The 18,884-nt window shown below is 74.4% G+C and carries 17 protein-coding genes and 1 other RNA gene; 7 read left to right on the top strand and 11 right to left on the bottom strand.

Features of this window, described 5'->3' with window-relative positions; genetic code table 11:
- Positions 1-96 precede the first annotated feature (96 nt).
- On the top strand, positions 97-1,380 hold the full coding sequence (locus BM048_RS18555) for a YibE/F family protein (RefSeq protein WP_090030387.1): 1,284 nt from the start codon (positions 97-99) through the stop codon (positions 1,378-1,380).
- Positions 1,381-1,426: 46 nt separating this feature from the next.
- Here the strand turns inward: BM048_RS18555 and BM048_RS00590 are convergent, their stop codons facing one another.
- Both BM048_RS00590 and BM048_RS00585 read right to left on the bottom strand, forming a co-directional pair.
- Positions 1,427-2,722, bottom strand: coding sequence for an OmpA family protein (locus tag BM048_RS00590; protein WP_139224256.1), 1,296 nt, complete (start codon positions 2,720-2,722; stop codon positions 1,427-1,429).
- A gap of 295 nt (positions 2,723-3,017) precedes the next feature.
- A complete protein-coding gene (locus tag BM048_RS00585; RefSeq protein WP_090029809.1) occupies positions 3,018-4,748 on the bottom strand; it encodes a S1 family peptidase in 1,731 nt (576 codons plus the stop codon).
- 306 nt (positions 4,749-5,054) lie between these two features.
- Here BM048_RS00585 and BM048_RS00580 point away from each other — a divergent pair, with 306 nt between their 5' ends.
- Entirely contained in the window at positions 5,055-5,417 is a 363-nt protein-coding gene (locus BM048_RS00580) for a VOC family protein (protein ID WP_090029807.1), read from the top strand.
- A gap of 30 nt (positions 5,418-5,447) precedes the next feature.
- On the opposite strand, the gene BM048_RS00575 is transcribed toward BM048_RS00580, so the two are convergent.
- Both BM048_RS00575 and BM048_RS00570 read right to left on the bottom strand, forming a co-directional pair.
- The gene (locus BM048_RS00575; protein WP_090029806.1) at positions 5,448-5,735 is read right to left on the bottom strand and encodes a DUF1905 domain-containing protein; all 288 of its coding nucleotides are present in this window, start codon (positions 5,733-5,735) and stop codon (positions 5,448-5,450) included.
- Between the two features lie 76 nt (positions 5,736-5,811).
- Positions 5,812-6,414 carry a SprT-like domain-containing protein gene (locus BM048_RS00570; RefSeq protein WP_090029804.1) on the bottom strand — a complete coding sequence of 201 codons (603 nt, stop codon included), beginning with the start codon at positions 6,412-6,414 and terminating at the stop codon, positions 5,812-5,814.
- A gap of 146 nt (positions 6,415-6,560) precedes the next feature.
- Here BM048_RS00570 and BM048_RS00565 point away from each other — a divergent pair, with 146 nt between their 5' ends.
- Positions 6,561-7,556, top strand: a complete 996-nt coding sequence (locus BM048_RS00565; RefSeq protein WP_090029802.1) for a ketopantoate reductase family protein — start codon at positions 6,561-6,563, stop codon at positions 7,554-7,556.
- A gap of 36 nt (positions 7,557-7,592) precedes the next feature.
- On the opposite strand, the gene BM048_RS00560 is transcribed toward BM048_RS00565, so the two are convergent.
- Together BM048_RS00560 and BM048_RS00555 are read right to left on the bottom strand one after the other, a co-directional pair.
- Entirely contained in the window at positions 7,593-8,219 is a 627-nt protein-coding gene (locus tag BM048_RS00560) for a hypothetical protein (protein WP_203708746.1), read from the bottom strand.
- Positions 8,216-9,616: an AAA family ATPase gene (locus tag BM048_RS00555; RefSeq protein ID WP_090029801.1), complete on the bottom strand. Its 1,401-nt coding sequence runs from the start codon at positions 9,614-9,616 to the stop codon at positions 8,216-8,218. The genes BM048_RS00560 and BM048_RS00555 overlap by 4 nt, the downstream gene beginning before the upstream one ends.
- Before the next feature lie 141 nt (positions 9,617-9,757).
- On the opposite strand from BM048_RS00555, the gene BM048_RS00550 reads away from it, so the two are divergent.
- Positions 9,758-10,810, top strand: coding sequence for a Gfo/Idh/MocA family protein (locus tag BM048_RS00550; RefSeq protein WP_090029799.1), 1,053 nt, complete (start codon positions 9,758-9,760; stop codon positions 10,808-10,810).
- Positions 10,811-10,933: 123 nt separating this feature from the next.
- Positions 10,934-11,917 carry a DUF4349 domain-containing protein gene (locus BM048_RS00545; protein ID WP_090029798.1) on the top strand — a complete coding sequence of 328 codons (984 nt, stop codon included), beginning with the start codon at positions 10,934-10,936 and terminating at the stop codon, positions 11,915-11,917.
- Positions 11,918-11,982: 65 nt separating this feature from the next.
- On the opposite strand, the gene ssrA is transcribed toward BM048_RS00545, so the two are convergent.
- Both ssrA and BM048_RS00535 read right to left on the bottom strand, forming a co-directional pair.
- Positions 11,983-12,349: a transfer-messenger RNA gene (gene ssrA, locus BM048_RS00540) on the bottom strand.
- A gap of 163 nt (positions 12,350-12,512) precedes the next feature.
- Positions 12,513-14,024 (bottom strand): S1C family serine protease, encoded by a 1,512-nt coding sequence (locus BM048_RS00535; RefSeq protein WP_090029796.1) that lies wholly within the window; start codon positions 14,022-14,024, stop codon positions 12,513-12,515.
- Between the two features lie 332 nt (positions 14,025-14,356).
- Here BM048_RS00535 and BM048_RS00530 point away from each other — a divergent pair, with 332 nt between their 5' ends.
- Together BM048_RS00530 and BM048_RS00525 are read left to right on the top strand one after the other, a co-directional pair.
- Positions 14,357-14,830 (top strand): ATP-binding protein, encoded by a 474-nt coding sequence (locus tag BM048_RS00530; RefSeq protein WP_175499159.1) that lies wholly within the window; start codon positions 14,357-14,359, stop codon positions 14,828-14,830.
- A gap of 34 nt (positions 14,831-14,864) precedes the next feature.
- Positions 14,865-15,941: an ATP-dependent DNA ligase gene (locus BM048_RS00525; RefSeq protein ID WP_090029794.1), complete on the top strand. Its 1,077-nt coding sequence runs from the start codon at positions 14,865-14,867 to the stop codon at positions 15,939-15,941.
- 22 nt (positions 15,942-15,963) lie between these two features.
- Here the strand turns inward: BM048_RS00525 and smpB are convergent, their stop codons facing one another.
- The 3 genes from smpB to ftsX form a co-directional block, all read right to left on the bottom strand.
- Positions 15,964-16,434: an SsrA-binding protein SmpB gene (smpB, locus tag BM048_RS00520; RefSeq protein WP_090030384.1), complete on the bottom strand. Its 471-nt coding sequence runs from the start codon at positions 16,432-16,434 to the stop codon at positions 15,964-15,966.
- Positions 16,435-16,562: 128 nt separating this feature from the next.
- Positions 16,563-17,945, bottom strand: a complete 1,383-nt coding sequence (locus BM048_RS00515) for a peptidoglycan DD-metalloendopeptidase family protein (protein WP_090029792.1) — start codon at positions 17,943-17,945, stop codon at positions 16,563-16,565.
- Positions 17,946-17,949: 4 nt separating this feature from the next.
- Positions 17,950-18,864 carry a permease-like cell division protein FtsX gene (ftsX, locus tag BM048_RS00510; protein ID WP_090029791.1) on the bottom strand — a complete coding sequence of 305 codons (915 nt, stop codon included), beginning with the start codon at positions 18,862-18,864 and terminating at the stop codon, positions 17,950-17,952.
- Positions 18,865-18,884 lie beyond the last annotated feature (20 nt).

Genomic DNA, 18,884 nt, shown 5'->3' with positions numbered 1-18,884 from the left:
GCTCCCGGCGAGGACGAGCCGCATGCTGGCCCGGTGACAGCCGACGACGCCCACCCCCGCGACACCGCACCGGACGGGCACGGGCACGGTGGAGCCGTGCCGGGACCGGTCGGCCGCGCGGCCGCCCGGCGCGTGCGGCGCCTGCTGCTGGCGGTGCTGGTGCCGCTGGTGCTCCTCACGGCGAGCGGCGTCGTCGCCCTGTGGCCTGACGCGGACCGGCTGCCGGAGACGATCCGGACGCAGGCGCCCGGCAGCACGACGGACGAGGCCGTGCTGACCGCCGACCCCGCGCCGGGCGCCGACGGCGGGCTCGAGGCCGCTGCGCGCACCGACGCCGGCCTGGACGTGACGGTCCTGCTGCCGCCGGAACGCGCCGGCACGCTGTCGGCCGGCGACCGGGTGGTCGTCAGCACGCTCGTCACCGGGTCCGTGACGGGTGACCTGACGGGTGACGCGACGGGTGACGCGACCGGGGACGGGGCTGGGGACGGGGCCGGGGACGGGGCTGGAGACGGGGCCGGCGGCGGCGTCGAGGTGGTGACGCTCTTCGTCGACGTCGTGCGGGGACCGCCGATGGCGGTGCTGCTCGGGGTGCTGGCGGTGCTCGTCGTGCTCGTCGCCCGGTGGCGGGGGCTCGCCGCGCTGCTCGGCGTCGCGCTCTCCCTGGCCGGCCTGCTGGTCTTCACCATCCCCGCGCTGCTGACCGGCCGCCCGGCGGTCCCCGTCGCGCTGGTCAGCGGCGTCGCCATCATGACCGTCGTCCTCTACCTGACTCACGGCGTGAGCGTCCGCACCTCGACCGCCCTGCTGGGCACCGTCGCCGGGCTGCTGGTGACCGCGGCCGTGGCGGTGTGGGCGACCGGCGCGACGCACCTCGACGGCCTGTCCGGCGAGGAGTCGCTGGAGCTGCTGTCGGCGGCACCCGAGGTCCGGCTCCGCGCGGTGCTCGTCTGCGGGATGGTGCTGGCTGGCCTCGGCGTGCTCAACGACGTCACCATCACCCAGGCCTCCGCGGTGTGGGAGATCCACGGAGCCCGGCCGGGTGCGTCGTTCCGTGCGCTGTTCTCGGCCGGCATGCGCATCGGGCGCGACCACATCGCCTCGACCGTCTACACCATCGTCTTCGCCTACGTCGGCGCCTCGCTCACCCTGGTCCTGCTCGTGAGCCTCACCGACCGCTCGTTCCTGGGCGTCGTCACGAGCGGGCAGGTCGCCGAGGAGGTCGTCCGCACGCTCGTCGGCTCCGTCGGCCTCGTGCTCGCCATCCCCCTCACCACGGCCCTCGGCGCCTGGCTCGTCCGCGCCGCCGCGCGCCCTGACGCCCCGGCCACCGCGCCCTCCACCACGCGCACGCCCCCCACCACTCCCTCGGTCGGGTAGCGCCTCGTCGTCCACTGGTCGGAGCAGCCGGACGCTCCCCTGCGCGTCAGCCCTGGCCGTCCAGCAGGACGAGCTCGACGCGGCGGTGGAGCTGGCGGGCAGCGGGGTCGTCGGCCCCGTCGGGACTCGTCTCGGGCCCGAGCGGGCGGGTCTCGCCCCACCCCACCGCCTCCAGCGACCCGCCGGCGACCCCGCTGCCGAGCAACGCGTCGCGCACCGCGGTCGCCCGGCGCTCCGACAGCGCCTGGTTGTCGTCGGCGTCCCCGATGCCGTCCGTGTGCCCCTCCACCCGCGCCGCTGGCGAGCCAAGTGCGACGAGCAGCGCCGCGACCCGGCCGAGCTGCTCGTTCGCCTCGGGACGCACCTCGGCGCTGCCGAAGTCGAACAGCACGTTCGCGTCGAGGCGGATGACGGTGCCGCACACCTCGCCGACCGGCTCGACGTCCGCGATCCGCGGGACGGGGGCGAACGGCGGCAGCCCGTCGGCGAGCACCGCCTCGACCGCGGCGACGAGCGCCGGGTCCCCCTCGGTGAACAGCTCCCCGTCGGCCGCGCGGGACACCCGCACGTCGTCGTCCTCGTACCCGCCCGACCCGTCCGGCCCGACCCAGAAGCGCCAGCCAGGCCCCTCGGCCGACCCCGAGCCGTCCGCGCGCACGCTGGTGCGGCGCTCGCCGTCGGACCAGGTGCCCGACCCGTCGGCACCGACCGACACGCGCAGGGCCCCGTCGTCGTACACGCCGGCGCCGTCGGGCAGCACCGCCACGTGCAGGTCGGCGGTGTCGTACACGCCCGTGCCGTCCCCGGCGACGGACACGCTCACGCCGTCGGCCTCGTGGTGCGCGGCGCGCCCTGGTACGGCGGTCCCGGAGTCGGCAGCCGCCGCCTCGCCCGGCGCCGAGCAGCGGGCGTCCAGCACCGCGATGCCCTCGTACAGCCCGGCCGGCAGGTCCAGCGCCGCCGCGGCCTCCCGCGCGCCGGCGGAGGTCAGGAGGTCGGTCGGCACGGTGAACGACGGCACCGCCGGCGGCTCGAGCCGCCGCCGCAGGGCGGCCTCGAACGCCGCAGCGCTGATGCCGCCGCCGTCCTCGCCCGGCTCCTGCGACGAGCCCGGCGACCTGCTGGGGACGGCGGACGACGTCGAGCCAGGCCCTGTCGCACCGCCGCCGGTACCGCTGCCGGACCCGCCCTCGCCGAGCGCGTCGGGCGAGCACCCTGCGAGCACGGCGACGAGCACCGCGACGAGCACCGCGACGAGCACCGCGACGAGGCCGACCGCCCCCGCTGCCCTGTGCCGGTTCCCGGACCCGTGCCGGTGCCGGTGCACGTGCCGTGTCGGCACGACCGCCGACCCCACCGCTCGACGCACCTCGTCCACCCCTCGCCCGGTCCGGCATCCGCGGCCCGGTCATCCTCACCGCCGCCGCCCGTGGTGTCCAGGACCGCGGTCACCCTCCCCTGCGTCCTCCCGGGTCCGCCCATCCCTCCGGGCACCCGTCCGGCAGCCGCGCCGACGGTGCTGTGGCGACTCCCCCCTGCGCGCGACGACACGAACGGACCCGTCCGGCGCGGGGTGCGCCGGACGGGTCCGTGGTCGGGTCGTCCTCATCGGTGGTGCGCCGGGGTGCGCCCCGCTCTCAGAGAGCTCCGCCGCACGAGCTGCAGAAGCGCTGACCGCTCGTGGTGCCCGCACCGCAGGCGGAGCAGGTGGCCCCGGCCGCTGGCGCCGGGACGAAGCCCGTCGTCCGCGGCGCCGCCGGCGGCACGCCCCCGACCTGCGCGGCCGGCTCCGACACCCAGCCCGTGCCGCGGGACTGTGCGGTCGGCTCCGACACCCACCCCGTGCCATGGCTCGGCGCGGGCGGCACGGGCGCGAGCACGGCCGTCGCACCGACCGGTCGGACGTCCGACCGTCCGGCACCGGGCGCCTCGGGAGCCAGCTCCGCCGACCCGCCGCCCTCGTCGACCGGCGCCATCCCGCCGGCGACGTACGGGGCCGGCGCCGGGGCACCCGCGAACGCGGGCGCCGGCGGGGTGGCGTACGCGGTCGCCGGCGCGGTCGCCGGTGCAGCCCCGGCGGGGACGGGTGCGCCTCCGACGAGCGCCGTGTGCTGCGGCGTGAACTCCGCCGTGGGCTCGACGACCGACGGTCCCGACGGCAGGGTCAGCGTCGCGGCGCCCGGCAGGGCGACGGCCGACGCGGGCCGGCGACGGCCGGCCAGGACCACCGCCAGCACGATCCCGCCGACGAGCACCAGCAGCCCGGAGCCCCCGGCGGCGAGCACCCACGTCGCGAGGCCCTCGTCCTCCGTCGGCTCCGCGGGCTGCGGGGCGACGACGGGCTCGGCGGTGGGCTCGGGCGCCGGCACGGCCAGCGGCGCGAGTGCCACCCCGTGGGCGGTGAGCCAGCCGTGCAGGTCGCTCGCATCGGTGATGAAGTTGAAGGCCTGGTCGCCGTTGATCTTCGAGGAGTTGACGCCGACGACGTTGCCCAGCGCGTCGACGGTCGGCCCGCCCGACATCCCACCGGACAGGTCGGCGTTGATCTCGGTCCGCGGCACGCCCAGCTCGCTGATCTGCTGGCTGCTGACGGAGCCGGTCTTGAAGCTCGCCCGCACCCGGCTGGCGTCCACGACGCTCTGCACGGACCCGGGGAAGCCGATGGACGTGACCGCCATGCCGCTGGCCGGGTCCGCCTCCGCGACGGGCAGCGGCGTCGTGCCGGTGACGTCCGCCTTGAGGAGCGCGACGTCACCCTCCTCGAAGGCCCGGAAGTCGACGACCTGCACGGCGAGCGGGTCCTCGATCGCGATGCCGTCGACCGCCTCCGGCTGCAGCGCGTAGACGATCCGCTGCGGGTCGGAGCCCGCGTCGAGCCCCTCCACCGCCCAGTTCGCGTAGGCGGTGCCGATCCAGCCGGCGGCCTCGTCGGGAGTCATCCAGCCCTCGTCGACCATGCTGCCGAGGAAGGCGTCGATGAGGGCGTGGCGGCCCTCGACGGGGTCGACGCAGTGGCCGGCGGTGGCGATCTGGCCGACGTCCGACACGAAGAAGCCGGTGCAGATCATGGGCACGGTGATCTCGTCGCTCCATTCGGAGCCCTCGTCCGTCGGGAAGGCCACGTAGCCCTTCCACTCGATGTAGAGCTGCACGACGCTCGGCTCGAGCCGCGCGTTGAGCTGCTCCACGGTCTCCTCCCCGGGCGCCGCCGTGGGCGACGTCCCGGCCGAGGCCGACGAGGAGGGCGCCGGCTCGGTGGCGGCGACCGCCGCGGGGGCGAGCGAGAGGGCGCCGGCCGCGAGCGCGACGGAGGCACCGATGGTCCGGAGAGGACGGCGCGTGCGGCGGCGTCCGGCGATGGCGGTCATGACAGGTCCTTCGGGTCGTGGTGGGAGCGGGTGCTGATCGGAACGGGTCCTGATCGGAGCGGGTCCCGGTGCGGTCCGCGCCGGGGCATGTCCCTACCGTGGCCGCCGACCCCACCCCTCCACGTCGGGGTACCCCCCCCTACCCCGACCCCAACACCGCCTCGCGCCGCCGGGCGCACGCCGACGAGGGCGCGCACCGACCTCCGGGTCGGACGACGACGTCCGCCGCCGCCGGCCGCGATGCTCCCGCACTCCCCGCCGGACGCAGGTCTTCCGCCGCCCCCTGAGCGGTGCCAGGCTCGGAGGATGCAGCTGACCGGGCAGACCATCGTCTTCGACACCGCCGACCTGGCCTCCTCCAGCGCGTTCTGGGCCGACCTGCTCGACGGGACGGTCACGCGCCAGGACGAGGACTGGCACGAGGTCACCGTCGAGGGGCGCACGACGCTGGCGTTCCAGCTCGCGCCCGACCACGTCCCGCCGCAGTGGCCCGACGGCCAGCCGCAGCAGATCCACCTGGACCTGTACGTGCAGGACATCACCGCGGCGCACGCGGAGGCGCTCGCCAAGGGCGCCCGGCTGCTGCAGGACGCCGACCTGTCCGCGCCCGAGGGCTTCGTCGTCTACGCCGACCCGGCCGGCCACCCGTTCTGCCTCTGCTGGGGCTGACGCCCGGGACCCGCCCTCACGAACCGGCGCTCAGTCGTCGACGAGCAGCCGCACGACGACCTCGTCGCCGAGCTCCACCCCCTCGGCCCGCCGCACGGCGTCCTTGAGCGGGACCACGTACCCACCGGCACGTGGCCACAGCGACGTCGTGAACCGCGTCGCGCCGAGCACGCCGGTGACCGGCACCATCCCCCAGCCGTAGCTGACCCGTTCGGCGGCCTCCCGCAGCGCCGCGCACTGCGGCTCGGGCACGACGAGGAAGTGGTACGGCGCCGGCCCGCGCCAGTGAACGACCTCGCCGGCGACCTCGAGCTCCACGCCCCCACCGTACGAGGGGCCCCTCCGCGGCACCACGGCCGGCGCCGTCGGGGCTCACCCCTCGTCCCACCACCCCTCAGGCGCACCCCGCCCCTCCCGCCCGGCGCGCCACTGCGGGACCGTCGGCGGGCCCCGACCGCCCGGCGGGCAGCATGCGCAGCGATCCCGCGGTGGACGCCTCCCGCCGCAGCCGCGCCAGCGCCGCCTCGTACCGCGACGTCATGCGCGCCGGGACGCCGCTCGCGTGCCGCCACTCGAAGAGCGCGGCGGCCGTGAAGACCGGGTGGCACGTCGTGCACGACATCGGCGCCGACGGCCGCCGCTGCCGGCGCATCTCGTGCCCCGCCGGGCAGCGCCCGATCCACGGCCGCGCCACCTGGATCGGCTCGCGCATGCGCGCCCGCGGCGTCGCGCCGATGCGCTGCGCGGTCGCCTTCCACACCGCGTCGTGCGCGTGCCGCGGCCCGACCAGCGCGTGCGCGATCTCGTGCAGGACCGTGTCCCGCACGTGCGCCTCGTCGAGCTGCAGCGTCACCGGCCGGCTGAGGCTGATCCGCCGGTCGGTGAACCGGCACATGCCCGCCCGTGTCGACGCGCGGTCGAAGGCGAACGTCCACCCGACCAGCCCGTGCGCGCGCATCAGCTCCTGCGCCAGCCTCCGTGCCCTGTCCAGCTCCACCTGTTCCGCCTCCCTCGTCGTGACAGGGGCAGGACGCTACGCAGCCGCAGCTCCCGGCCCGAACCGGGGGCCCGCCCCCGGGACGGGCACCCGCGGACCGGGGCTGGGGACGGCTCGCCGCCGCCGGACCTGCCTAGGCTGCGGGCGTGACCCGTTACGTCGTGATCGGGGCGGGGGCCGTCGGCCTCGCGCTCGCCGCCCGCCTGCACCTCGCCGAGATCCCGGTCGCGCTCGTCGCGCGCGGGGCATCCCTGGACGTCGTCGCCCGGGACGGAGTGCGCTACACCGACCCCACCGGCACGCGCGCGGTCGCCGTCCCCGTCGCGGACCGTGCGGGCACGCGCCTGGCACCCGACGACGTGCTCGTCCTCACCGTCAAGGCGCAGCAGGCCGACGACGCCCTCGGGGAGTGGGCCTGGCAGCCCGTGCACGACCCGGCCGACCCGCATGCCCTCGCCGCCGACCTGCCGGTCCTCGTCCTGCAGAACGGCCTGGCCACCGAGGCGCAGGCGCTGCGCCGCTTCGCCACGGTGCTGTCGGCGTCGATCCTCGTGCCCGCCCAGTCCCTGGAGCCCGGCGCGGTCGCGGTCGCCGCGGCAGACCCCGCCGCGGTCCTCAGCATCGGCCTCGCCCCCGACGGCACGGACGCTCGCGTCGACGCCCTCGTCGCCGACCTGCAGCGGGCCGGCATCGCCGCGCACAGCACCGACGACGTCCTGCCGTGGAAGGCCCTCAAGCTCCTGGGCAACGTCAACAACGCTGTCGAGCTGCTCGGCGGCAGCGACGAGGAGCGCAAGGCCCTGTCGAGGGAGCTCACGGCGGAGGCGCGCACGGTGCTCGAGGAGGCGGGGCTGGAGCCGGCCGACGGCGCGGAGCGCGACGAGGCCGTCGGACGCATCCGCATCCAGCCGACGGAGGGGTGGGAGCCCGGCCGGGCGTCGACGTTCCAGTCGGTCGCCCGCGGCGCGAGCAGCGTCGAGACCGACTACCTCAACGGCGAGATCGTGCTGCTCGGCCGCCTGCACGAGGTGCCGACGCCCCTCAACGCCGCCCTGCAACGCGTGGTCGGCGCGTCCTTCGCCCGCGGGGAGGCCCCCGGCACGGTGACGGTCGCGGACGTCCGGGCGGTCGCCGCCCGTTGATAGGCATCGCTTCCCACGTGCCGTTCGGTGCATCGATCACGGCGACCCTGGCTGCCGGATCTCGGCCACCACCCGCTCGATATCGCTGACGAGGCGCTGCCACGAGGGCAACTGCTGAACCGGACCATCGACATCAAGTCGCTCTAGGAGGATCCGCCGCCGATTGCTCCACTCCTGCTCTGCTCGCTTGCGACGCCGCCCGGTGGTTCCGGAAGCCGCGATCAGGGCGTTCCTCAGCACAGCCTTCGGATCGTGTGTGGTCTCGACGCTTCGAAGCGGTGGGAGATCGAGCGCCTCTCTGCCTGACGGCCTCCCAACCGCGGCTCGGATGGCCCGTTCATCGACGATGAACCACGCCTCCGTCATCTGCACCGGCACGACCGGGCAACCGGCCACCCCGACCGACTCGAGCGCTCGGTGCACCTCTGCCCGCCGTGTCGACCCGTCACGAGAATCGGCATCCCGGTGCACTGCGACGAAGTCGAACGTCGCACCTTCGTCGACCAGAGCCTGGACCTTATCCTGCACAGAGCCGCCACCTGAGCGGGAGATTCCGATGACCTCCGCCACGCCCTGCCTGACGACGAGCGTCTCGATATGACCCACAAGCGCTTCGTCCGAGGTGCCTTCGCACAGCAGGAAAAAGGTGATCGCCCGACTCATCCGGCCTTCTGCGGGAGGAGATCGAGGACGAGCTGCGTGTCGTCGCTTGTCTCGAGAAAGACCTGAATATCTCGCTGCGTGAGCACGGCGCGCATGCCCGTGTCCCGCCACGTCCCTTTGAGCGGTAGCAGCCGCATCGTCGAAGCTTGCCGTCCATCCCGAATCACCGTGGCATGCTCCGCGAAAAGGAGGTCCGCGGCGCGCTGGGCCCTTACGAATCGCGGTGAGTGCGTATTGACGATCACCTGGCGCATTGGATTGTCCCGGCCCGGCGACTCGGAAGGGTCGACTGCGATGTTCCTGACGAGATCCGCCATGACTTCGACCCGCGCCGGGTGGATACCGTTCTCGGGCTCCTCCATGCAGACCAGACCCGTATAATCAGGATCATTAGCGATGATGGAGAGAGCCAGGAACCGCAATGTGCCGTCCGACAGGTTTCGCGCGGGAAGATGCGGTCCCGATCGAACGGACGCGCGAAGCGTTAAGGTCTGTCGTTGCGGGTCGACATCGACGGCCACAGAGCGGACGTCCGTCAGGGCGGCCGCCGTAGCGGTGACAGCTGCCAGAGCATCGGAGCCTTGGGTGGCGATGATGCGCCTGAGCGCTGCGGGCATGTGCATGCCTGTCTCGGTAACGACGTCCGGCTCGGTCAGCCCGTCCGGGCGACGCAGTGCGGACGGCTCGAGTGCGAGGATTCGCCAGTTCTGCATCTCGCGACGGGCGGCCAGCACCGTGGGATCGTCACTGGTCGCTGTCGTGCTGACGACAGTTCGAGGCGCTCTATTGGCAGCAGACTTCCTCGTCTGCCCCCTGCTGCCGCCGTCCTGATGGACGTTGATGATGACGGTACCGTCCTCGCCGACCGTGGTGGAGATATAGGCAGGGCCCCTCCGGCGGTTCATTAGCACGCGATCGCGGAACGCCGCCTTGCTGTTGTCCCAGCGTAGACGTTGCGGTGCGTCCCTCTGCGTGATGTACGTTAACTCCTCCTCGATGAGGCGTATGCGTTCGCCGCTCGCCGTCGACTCGCTCGGGGCGACGTACTCGAGGACCAGGACGTACCGCAGGAACGTAGCAGTGGGTTCGGCATCGCGACCGAAGTCGTCTTGAACGCGCTGATCCACGATGAATTCCGCGGCGAAGCGCATCCGCGCCCCGTCGTACGCGCCCGCCCAGAACAGACTGCTGAGGTCCGCAGCCGGCGTTCCGGGCGTACGAAGCTCCGCAGCCGCCTCGACAAAACTCTTATCGGCAAGGAGGGAGAGGAATTGAATAGCGTCGAAGACGTTCGATTTTCCTATGGCATTCGGCCCCGCAATGCAGGTAAACGGTCCGAACTCGACGGCGAAGTCGAGCAAATTTTTGAAACCGTCGACTTCCAGCCGTGTGAGCATGCTGCCTCCGCAACCAACGTCGAACCGGTGCGAGCCGATACAGCTCCGGATGATCGCATCATGCCGCACGCAGCCCCTTCTCCACGCCAGTGCGACCATGCCCCCCGCGCATACGCGGCACACGGCACCTAGCGTGGCGGCATGCCCGCACCTCGCATCGCCGTCGTCGGCACCGGCTGGTGGTCGGCGAACCACCACGTCCCCTCCCTCGCCGCGGCGCCGGACGTCGAGCTCGTGGCGCTCTGCGACCCCGACGTCGAGCGCGCCCGTGAGGTGGCGGCGCAGCACGGCGGCGTCCCCGTGGTGGCCGACCTCGACGCGCTGCTGGAGCTGCGACCCGACGGCGTCGTCATCGCCACGCCGCACACCACCCACCACGACCTCGCCGCGGCGGCGCTCGACGCCGGCGTCGGGGTGCTGCTGGAGAAGCCGATGGCGACGACGGCTGCCGACGCGTTCGACCTCCTGGCCCGCGCCCGCCGCAGCGGCGCCGTGCTGAGCATCGGTTACACCGACCAGTTCGTCGAGGTCGCCGCCCGCGTGCGCCGCGCGGTGCAGGAGGACATCGGCGGCCTCGTCCAGGTGACGGGCGAGTTCACCTCCGCGACCCTCTCGCTCTTCGCGGCCGCCGACGCCGGCGACGAGGGCGGTGACGCCGCCGACACGCACCCGCAGACGTACGGCGCCGACGCCGGTGGCGGCCAGGCGCACACCCAGCTCACCCACCTGCTCGGGATGATCTGCTGGGTCACGGACCGGGAGATCCGCGACGTCGCCGCCTTCACCGACCACCGCGGCCGCGGCGTCGACGTCGACGACGCCGCGGCGCTGCGGTTCGCCGGCGGCGGCACGGGCGTCGTCACCTCGTCGGGCATGGCCGGCACCGCCGACCGCGAGCGCCGCTGGGTCCGCTACGTCGGCACGCACGGCGTCGTCGAGCAGGACCTGACCGCCGGCAGCGCCACCGTCCGCCTCGCCGACGGCGCACGCGTCGACCTGCGCACCCCCGCCGACGAGGACCCGCCGCGCACCTGGCTCCCCGCCCGCCGGCTGGCCGCGCTCGTCGCCGGCGCCGACGTGCTCGACCCGGCACCCGGTTGGGTGGGCGCCGCCGCCGCGGCGGCGGTCGAGGCGGTCCTGCGCTCCGCCGACGAGCGCGCGGTCGTCGCCGTCCCGCAGCTCCCCGCACGCTGACGTCGCAGTGGCACCGGGGTGACGCCGGGGTGGCACCGTCCTCGCCGTCACGAGCGGTGACGGTCCGGTCACGATCCGGCCACACCGCACCTGCGCGGCCCCGCCCGGCCCTAGCGTCCGGACATGGTCACGACCACGACTCCCGCACAGGTCACCGGAGGCCGCCGGACGTTGCGCCGCACCCGCTGGTCCGCCGTGGCGGGAGTCGCCCTGGCCGGGCTGCTCGTGCTCACCGCCTGCAGCGCGACGAGCGGCGACAGCGCGTCTGCCGGGGGCGGGAGCGAGATGGCGGAGGCGGCCCCGCCGGCCGGTGACGGGAGCGGCGCGGCTCCCGCCGCCGACGAGGCCGCCCCCGGGACCGATACCCAGGAGTCGCGGCAGGTCGTCCAGACCGGCGAGGTCCGCATGACCGCGGAGGACCCGGTGGCCGCCGCCGACGACGTCGCCGCGCTCGTCGAGGGCACCGGCGGCCGCGTCGACGACCGGTACGTCGTCACCGACCGCGGCGAGGAGGCGCCGGCCTCCGCGGCGCTGACCGTCCGCGTCCCCGCCGAGGACCTCACCGCGGTGCTCACCCGCCTCGACGAGGTGGGTGAGGTCGTCGAGCAGCAGGTCCAGGCGCGCGACGTGACGGGCACGGCGCAGGACCTGGACGCCCGGATCCGCGCCCTCGAGGTCTCGGTCGCCCGCATGGAGGACCTCCTGGCCCGCGCGACGACGAGCACCGACCTCGTCACCGCGGAGGACGCGCTGACGGACCGCCAGAGCCGCCTGGAGGAGCTACGGGCGCAGCGCGCACGGCTGGCGGAGGAGGTCGCGCTGTCGACGCTGGTCGTGGCCATCGACATCCCCGGTGGGGTGGCGGTGACCGCCGAGCCGCAGGGCTTCCTCGACGGCCTGTCCTCGGGCTGGGGCGCTCTCGTGACGACGCTCGGCGTGGCCCTCGTCGTCGTCGGCGTGGTCCTGCCGTGGGCCCTGGCCGCTGGCGCACTCCTCGGTCTGGTCGTGCTCGTGCAGCGCGGGTGGGGCCGCCGCGGGCGGCACACCACCGGGTCCGATGCACCCGTCGCCCCGACGGAGCCGGGACGCGAGCGCGTCGACGCCTGACGGCACACCGCCGGACATACGGAAAGGCGCCCGTCCAGCCTGGACGGGCGCCTTCTCGGTGCTGCTGGTGGAGGTGGCGGGAATCGAACCCGCGTCCGATGGCGAGAACCCAGGGCTTCTCCGGGCGCATTCTGCTGCGCTTTTCTCAGCCCCCACGATCACGCAGACGAGTCGTGGACGGGCTCAGTCGGCTGAGAGTCCCCGCAGCCGCACCGACGACGACTGCGAGCAGTGGCTCTCTAGATGACGCCAGCTACCGGGACGAGAGCATTCTCGGGCTGACGGACTTCAGAGCTCGCTCAGGCGGCGAGGGTGAAGTCGGTGCGCGATGTATTGGCACCTATGGTTTTGCACGGATCGTTGACGAGATGACCGTGCGTCCTCGGCCCGCTTCCCCTGGATCGGCGACCACCGTCGAAACCGATCACCCCCTGTGCAGTTGTCAAGCAGCCGGACCGGGGTCCGGCGGCGCTCAGACTACTCCCCCAACCGCCCCGCGGTCGCGTCCATTCCCGCGCAGGACGGCGAGTGGGCCCGGGGAGCGGACCGCGGCGCGAGGGGGACGCGCCGCGGCCCGCGACCGGTGGGCCGCCCGTCAGGCGGCCGGGCCCTCCGCCAGGGTGACGGTGGCCGTCTGCGAGGCACCCGTGGTGCTCGAGGTCCACATGACGTCGACCTGGTCACCCGGCTCCAGCGCGGCCAGCGCGGCCGTGAGCTCGTCCGCCGACGCCACCGGCTGACCGCCGAGGGCCGTGATCGTGTCGCCGGCCACCAGGCCCGCGGCCTCCGCCGGGGTGCCCTCGAGGACGCCGGCGATCGTCGCGCCGCCCTCGGTGCTCGTCGAGCCGCCGGGCGCGCCGCCCGCACCCGTTGAGCTGCCCGCGACCTCGACGCCCAGGAACGCCGGGAGACCGATGGTCACCGTGCCGGACTCGTCGCCGGACTCGATCTGCTGGACGACGACCAGCGCGTCCTCGATGTCGACGGCGTAGGCGACGACCGTCGCGCTCCCGCTCGACGCGGCCGTCGTCATGCCGACGACCTCGCCCTCGGCGTCGAGCAGCGGGCCGCCGGAGTCGCCGGAGACGACGCCGGCCGAGAACTCGACCAGCCCGTCGAGGGTCTCCCCCGCGGTCAGGCCCTCGCTGCTCGTCGTGATCGTCTCGTCGAGCCCCGTCACGGTGCCCGGCGCGGCGACGAGGTCCCCCGTGCCCCCCGCGTTGCCGATCGCGGTGACCGCGCTGTCGACGGCGAGGTCGCCCTCGTCGTCGAGCGTGACGGTGGCCAGGCCGCTCGCGCCGGACAGCTGCAGGACCGCCACGTCGTGCGTCGCGTCCGTGCCGACGACCGTCGCCGCATAGGTCTCGCCCGTCGACTCGACCGTCACCTCGATCGCCGTCGCACCCTCGACGACGTGGTTGTTGGTGAGGACCAGCCCGTCCGCCGTGAGCACCATGCCCGTGCCTGCCGACGCCGCCCCGGCGTAGCCGAGCGTGCTCGCGATGGTCACCACGCCCGTCTCCTGCGCGGCCGTCGGGTCGGTCGTCGTCTGCGTGCTGCCCGACGAGGAGCCCGAGCCGTCCTGCCACGGCAGGCCACGCCCTCCGGGCACCTGCGGCAGCGTGCCCGCCCACGGGTCGACGCCGTCCGTGCTGCCGTCCGTGCTGCCGTCCGTGCTGCCGTCCGTGCTGCCGTCCGTGCCCGACGAGGAGGAGCCCGACGAGGAGCCCGTCGACGGCGTGGCGTCGACCGCGACGGTCGACGCCGACCGGTCGAGGACGCCGAGCGCGGCCGCGGTCCCGCCGCCGCCGACCACGACGCCGAGCGCGAGCGCCGACGCGAGCCCGACGACCACGCGCCGCCGGCCGGGACGCGGCTGCCGCCCCGGGACCGCCGCCGCCAGCGGCTGCCCCGGCCACCACACCGGGTGCGCGACCTGAGCGTCCTGCTCGACCTTCCGGTCCTGCTGCTCCTGCTCGACCTGCTGGTCCTGCTCGACCTGCCCGTCCTGCTCGGCCTGCCGGTCCTGCCCGGCCGCCGCCGTCCCGTCGACCCCCTGCTCGTCCTGCTCGCCCTGCTCGGCCCGCGCGCCGCTCTGCTCGTCCATGGTCCTGGCTCCTCCGTCTCGTCCTCGTGCTGGGACCACTCCACCCCCGCCGACGGAGCGCGACCTGGAGCCCGCCTGGGCCCGACCTGTGGACGTCGGTCGAGGCTCATGCCCTCCCTCCGGAGGGCCGCGGACACAGGTCGAGGACCACCCGTCCGGCCCTCGTGTCCGGCGGGCGTGCGCGCCGGGCAGTGCGTACGGTGGTCCCGGCGCCGGTGGCGCCGTCGCGGGGTGCGCGTCCAGATCTCGGGCGACCTCGCGGGCGCATGGCGGCCGAGCGGCCGACGACGACCGTGACCGACCAGGACAGCGAGCGACCAGACGTGGCAAGCATGGTGAACTCGGCCGAGCTGCCGCCCTCCTTCTCGGAGGTGCGGCGCTGGGCGATCGCCTCCACCGAGGACCTCGCGCGGCTCCGCGCCCTCCTCCACCACGCGCTGACCGGCACGGACACTCCCCCGCAGCGCGGCATCGGCGAGGTGCCGGAGAAGGCCGTCCTCGTCGCCAGCGAGCTCGCCACCAACGCCCTGCGCCACGGCGAGCCGCCGACGGTCGTCCGCCTGCTCACGGACGGCGAGCGGTTCGCCATCGACGTCATCGACCGCGCCCCTGGCAGCGCCCCGCTGGTCGCGGGCGACCGCGCGCCGGGGGACGGCGGCTTCGGCCTCATCCTCGCCCAGCGCGTCTCGCTCGACGTGGGCTGGTACGCCGAGGGCGACCTCAAGCACGTGTGGGCGACCTTCGACGCGCCGCCCGGGCTCCTCGTCGACCTCGACGGGCACGCCCCGGACGACGGCACCCGATGACCACCGGCGCGGCGAGCCGGGGTCGGGTTCACCGATGAGGCTGCCCGTCATGCCGCCCGTCGCGCCGATGCTGGCGCGCTCGGTCCCGCAGATCCCCGACACGGGTCACGTGGAGCCCAAGTGGGACGGCTTCCGCACGCTCGTCTTCCGCGACGGCGACGAGGTGGTCCTCGGCAGCCGCAACGAGAAGCCGATGACCCGCTACTTCCCCGAGGTCGTCGAGGCCGTGCTGGCGCAGACGCCGCCCCGGTGCGTCCTCGACGGGGAGATCGTCGTCGTCACCGGGGACCGGCTGGACTTCGAGGCCCTCCAGCAGCGCATCCACCCCGCCGCCTCCCGCGTGACCCTCCTGTCCCGCACCACGCCCGCGTCCTACGTCGCCTTCGACCTGCTCGCGCTCGACGACGAGGACCTCACCGGCCGGCCGTTCGCGGAGCGGCGGGCCCGCCTCGTCGAGGCCCTCGCCGACGCGCGGCACCCCGTCCACGTCACCCCCGCCACCGCCGACCTGGCCGAGGCGCAGGCGTGGTTCACCCAGTTCGAGGGGGCTGGCCTCGACGGCGTCGTCGCCAAGCCGCTCGACGGCACGTACCAGCCCGACAAGCGCACGATGTTCAAGATCAAGCACGAGCGCACCGCGGACTGCGTCGTCGCCGGGTACCGCCCGCACAAGTCCGGCGACGACCTCGTCGGCTCGCTGCTGCTCGGGATCTGGACCGCGGACGGCCGGCTGCAACACGTCGGCGTCGCGGCGTCCTTCCCCATGGCCCGGCGCCGGACGCTGCTCGACGAGCTGCGCCCCTACACCGACGTCGCCCTCGGCGAGCACCCGTGGGGCGACTGGGCCGACCAGTCCGCGCACGGCGAGAAGCGCATGCCCGGCGCGGTCAGCCGGTGGAACGCCACGAAGGACCTGTCGTTCGTGCCGCTGCGGCCCGAGCTCGTGGTCGAGGTCGCGTACGACCACATGGAGGGCGACCGGTTCCGCCACACGGCCCAGTTCCGGCGGTGGCGCCCCGACCGCGAGCCGCGCTCGTGCACGTACGACCAGCTCGAGGAGCCCGTGTCCTACCGGCTGTCGGACATCCTGCCGGGCTCGACGACGGCCTGACCGGGCACGCCCGGGCCCCCCGCTACAGGTCCCGCTTCTCCCGCATCGCGCGCTGCGCCTCGAGGTTGTCCTGCCGCTCGCGCAGCGCCTGCCGCTTGTCCCAGTCCTTCTTGCCGCGCGCGACGGCGATCTCGAGCTTGGCGCGCCCTTCGAGGAAGTACAGCGACAGGGGCACGATGGTGTGGCCCTTCTCGCGGGTGTCCTGGGCCATCGACTCGATCTCGTGCTTGTGCAGCAGGAGCTTGCGCTTGCGGCGCGGGGCGTGGTTGGTCCACGTGCCCTGGGAGTACTCGGGGATGTGGACGCCGTGCAGCCACGCCTCCCCGCCGTCGATCTCGCACCAGCCGTCGACGAGGCTCGCGCGCCCGGCCCGCAGCGCCTTGACCTCGGTGCCGGTCAGCATGACGCCGGCCTCGAAGACGTCCTCGATCGTGTAGTCGTGCCGGGCCTTGCGGTTGGCGGCGACGAGCTTGCGCCCCTGCTCCTTCGGCATCGCGGCCACCTCCCCGTCGTCCGGCGTGTGCGGCCCCATCTGGGCCGCCGTCGAGGGTACCGCCCCGCGGCCGCGGCAGCCCGGTCAGCCGTGGCCGCCCGGCAGCCGCGCCCCGCGCCGGTCGACCTCTACAGGCCGAGGAGCGGGCGCGGGTTGACCGTGGCGCCGTTGACGTAGACCTCGAAGTGGAGGTGGCAGGCGGCGGACGTGCCGGTGTTGCCGGAGTAGCCCAGGAGCTGCCCGCGGTCGACGTGCTGGCCGCCGGCGACGACGAACCGCGTCATGTGGTTGTAGCTCGTCATGAGCGAGTTCCCGTCGACGTAGCCGTGGTCGACCATGACCTGGTTGCCGAAGCCCGACCGCAGTCTCGCCCACAGCACCGTGCCCTCCCGGCCCGCGTAGATCGGCGTGCCGCAGTAGGTGCGCAGGTCGATCCCGGCGTGCAGCCGCACGTACCCGAGCGTCGGGTGCAGGCGCATGCCGTACTCGCTCGTGACGTAGATCGGGTCGATGCTCGTCGGGTTGCCGAACACCGCCCCGCTGACCCGCCCCGACGGGACCCGCACGGTCGTGTCCCGCGCGCGCTGCTCGGCGATGATCGCCGACAGCTCCTGCTCCAGGGAGGCCCGCTGCGCGTCGAGGGCCTGCAGCTGGCGCTCGAGGTCGCCCTTCTGCACCTCGAGCGCGGCGGCCCGCGCCTGCTGCTCGGCCAGCAGGGCGTCCAGCGCCTCCTTGGCCTCCTGCGCCTCGGCGCGCGCCCGGTCCGCCTCGACGACCTTGGCGTCGGCGTCCGCCTTGAGCTCGGTGATGCGCTCGCGCACCGCCACGAGGCGGGCCTGGCTGCTGCGGGCGGCCGCCTGCGCGGTGGAGAGCTGCTCCAGCACCTGCGACTGCGTGCGCAGGGCCGTGGAGGCCAGGCCGTAACGCTGGGCGAAGTCCTCGACGCTCTCGGCCCCGAGGACCACGTCGAGGCTCGAGCTCGTCGTGCCGGTCCGGTACGCCTGGCGGGCCAGCTCGCCGATCGCCGCGCGCAGCTCCGTCACGCGGGCGTCGCCCTCGGCGATCGTGGCGCCGAGGCTCGTCTCCTGCGCCTCGGCGTCCGCGAGCCGGCCGGCGATGGCGGTCTGCTCGCGCTGCGCGGTGTCGAGCGCCACCTGCGCGTCCGTCAGCCGCTGCTGCGCGGCCGGCACCTGGTTCTGCACGGCGACGAGCGCGGCGGCGGCCGCCGCGAGGTCCCCCTCCAGCCCTTCGAGGGCCGCCTCGGCCTCCTCCTTCGCACCGGCTGCCGCCCGGGCCCGCGCCTCGGCGGCGGCGCGCCGGTCGTCGAGGTCGTCGGCGACGGCGGGCAGCACGTGCGGGACCGCGACGACCGCGGCCAGTCCCAGCGCGGCGACGGCGGCGAGCAGGCGGGATCGTCGCCGGCGCACGGCGGACGAGCCGGCAGTGCCGGGGGACGAACCGGCCACCGGGGCGGCGGCACTGCCGGCGGTCGTGCGGGACGGGCGGCGCATCGGCTCAGACCTTCGTGTAGCGGCTCAGGGTCACGACGGACGAGATGCCCGCCAGGAGGATGGCGACGACCACGAGCAACGGCGCCACGGTCCACACCTCCCGGCTGCTCACGTACGGGATCCACGTCAAGGATGCGCCCAGCCAGTCCTGGACCACCACGTCCACCCCGAACCAGAGCCCCGCCACGGCCAGGACCGCGCCCACGGTCGCCGCGATCGCCCCCTCGAGCATGAACGGCAGCTGGATGAACAGCGTGGAGGCCCCGACGAGACGCATGATCCCCGTCTCCCGCCGCCGCGACAGCGCCGAGAGCCGGATGGTCGTCGTGATGAGGAGCACCGCGGCCAGCAGCATGACCGCCGCCAGCCCCGCGGCCAGCAGCGTCGCCCGGTTGAGCACGAGGAAGACCTGGTCGAACAGCTCGCGCTGGTTCTCCACGGTCTCCACGCCGGGCCGGCCCGCGACGACGTCCGCCACCACGTCGTACCGCGTGGGGTCGGTGAGCTTGATGCGCAGGGAGGAGTTCATGTCGTCGACCGTCACGACCGAGGCCCAGAACTGGTCCTGGAACTGGTCCTGGAACGAGGCGAAGGCCTGCTCCTGGGTCTCGTAGAAGACCTCCTCGATCGCCGGTGCCACCTCCGGCGCGTCCAGCGCGGCGCGGATGTCGGCGAGCTGGGCGTCGGTCACCACGCCGCCGGCGCAGGTCGGCGCGGACGAGGTCGCCGGGCAGAGGAAGATCGAGACCTCGACCCGGTCGTACCACTGGTCCTTCATCTTGCCGATCTGCAGCTGCAGCAGGCCGGCCGCGCCGACGAAGGTGAGGGACACGAAGGTCACGAGGACCACCGAGATGGTCATCGACAGGTTGCGGCGCAGGCCGATGCCGATCTCCGACAGGATGAAGCGCAGACGCACGGTGCTCGTCCCCTCCCCGG

Source organism: Cellulomonas marina, from assembly GCF_900111925.1.
Taxonomy (GTDB): domain Bacteria; phylum Actinomycetota; class Actinomycetes; order Actinomycetales; family Cellulomonadaceae; genus Cellulomonas; species Cellulomonas marina.
The sequence above is the reverse complement of the archived record's forward strand: the minus strand, read 5'-3'. Positions and strand labels throughout refer to the sequence as shown.

What these genes read in the sequence shown, in the direction of transcription:
- BM048_RS00555 (WP_090029801.1), bottom strand. Translation starts at nt 9,616, where the DNA reads ATGCTCACACGGCTGGAAGTCGACGGTTTCAAAAATTTGCTCGACTTC.
- BM048_RS00585 (WP_090029809.1), bottom strand. Translation starts at nt 4,748, where the DNA reads ATGACCGCCATCGCCGGACGCCGCCGCACGCGCCGTCCTCTCCGGACC.
- BM048_RS00545 (WP_090029798.1), top strand. Translation starts at nt 10,934, where the DNA reads ATGGTCACGACCACGACTCCCGCACAGGTCACCGGAGGCCGCCGGACG.
- BM048_RS00535 (WP_090029796.1), bottom strand. Translation starts at nt 14,024, where the DNA reads ATGGACGAGCAGAGCGGCGCGCGGGCCGAGCAGGGCGAGCAGGACGAG.
- BM048_RS00550 (WP_090029799.1), top strand. Translation starts at nt 9,758, where the DNA reads ATGCCCGCACCTCGCATCGCCGTCGTCGGCACCGGCTGGTGGTCGGCG.
- BM048_RS00530 (WP_175499159.1), top strand. Translation starts at nt 14,357, where the DNA reads ATGGTGAACTCGGCCGAGCTGCCGCCCTCCTTCTCGGAGGTGCGGCGC.
- BM048_RS00515 (WP_090029792.1), bottom strand. Translation starts at nt 17,945, where the DNA reads ATGCGCCGCCCGTCCCGCACGACCGCCGGCAGTGCCGCCGCCCCGGTG.
- smpB (WP_090030384.1), bottom strand. Translation starts at nt 16,434, where the DNA reads ATGCCGAAGGAGCAGGGGCGCAAGCTCGTCGCCGCCAACCGCAAGGCC.
- BM048_RS00525 (WP_090029794.1), top strand. Translation starts at nt 14,865, where the DNA reads ATGAGGCTGCCCGTCATGCCGCCCGTCGCGCCGATGCTGGCGCGCTCG.
- BM048_RS00560 (WP_203708746.1), bottom strand. Translation starts at nt 8,219, where the DNA reads ATGAGTCGGGCGATCACCTTTTTCCTGCTGTGCGAAGGCACCTCGGAC.
- BM048_RS00580 (WP_090029807.1), top strand. Translation starts at nt 5,055, where the DNA reads ATGCAGCTGACCGGGCAGACCATCGTCTTCGACACCGCCGACCTGGCC.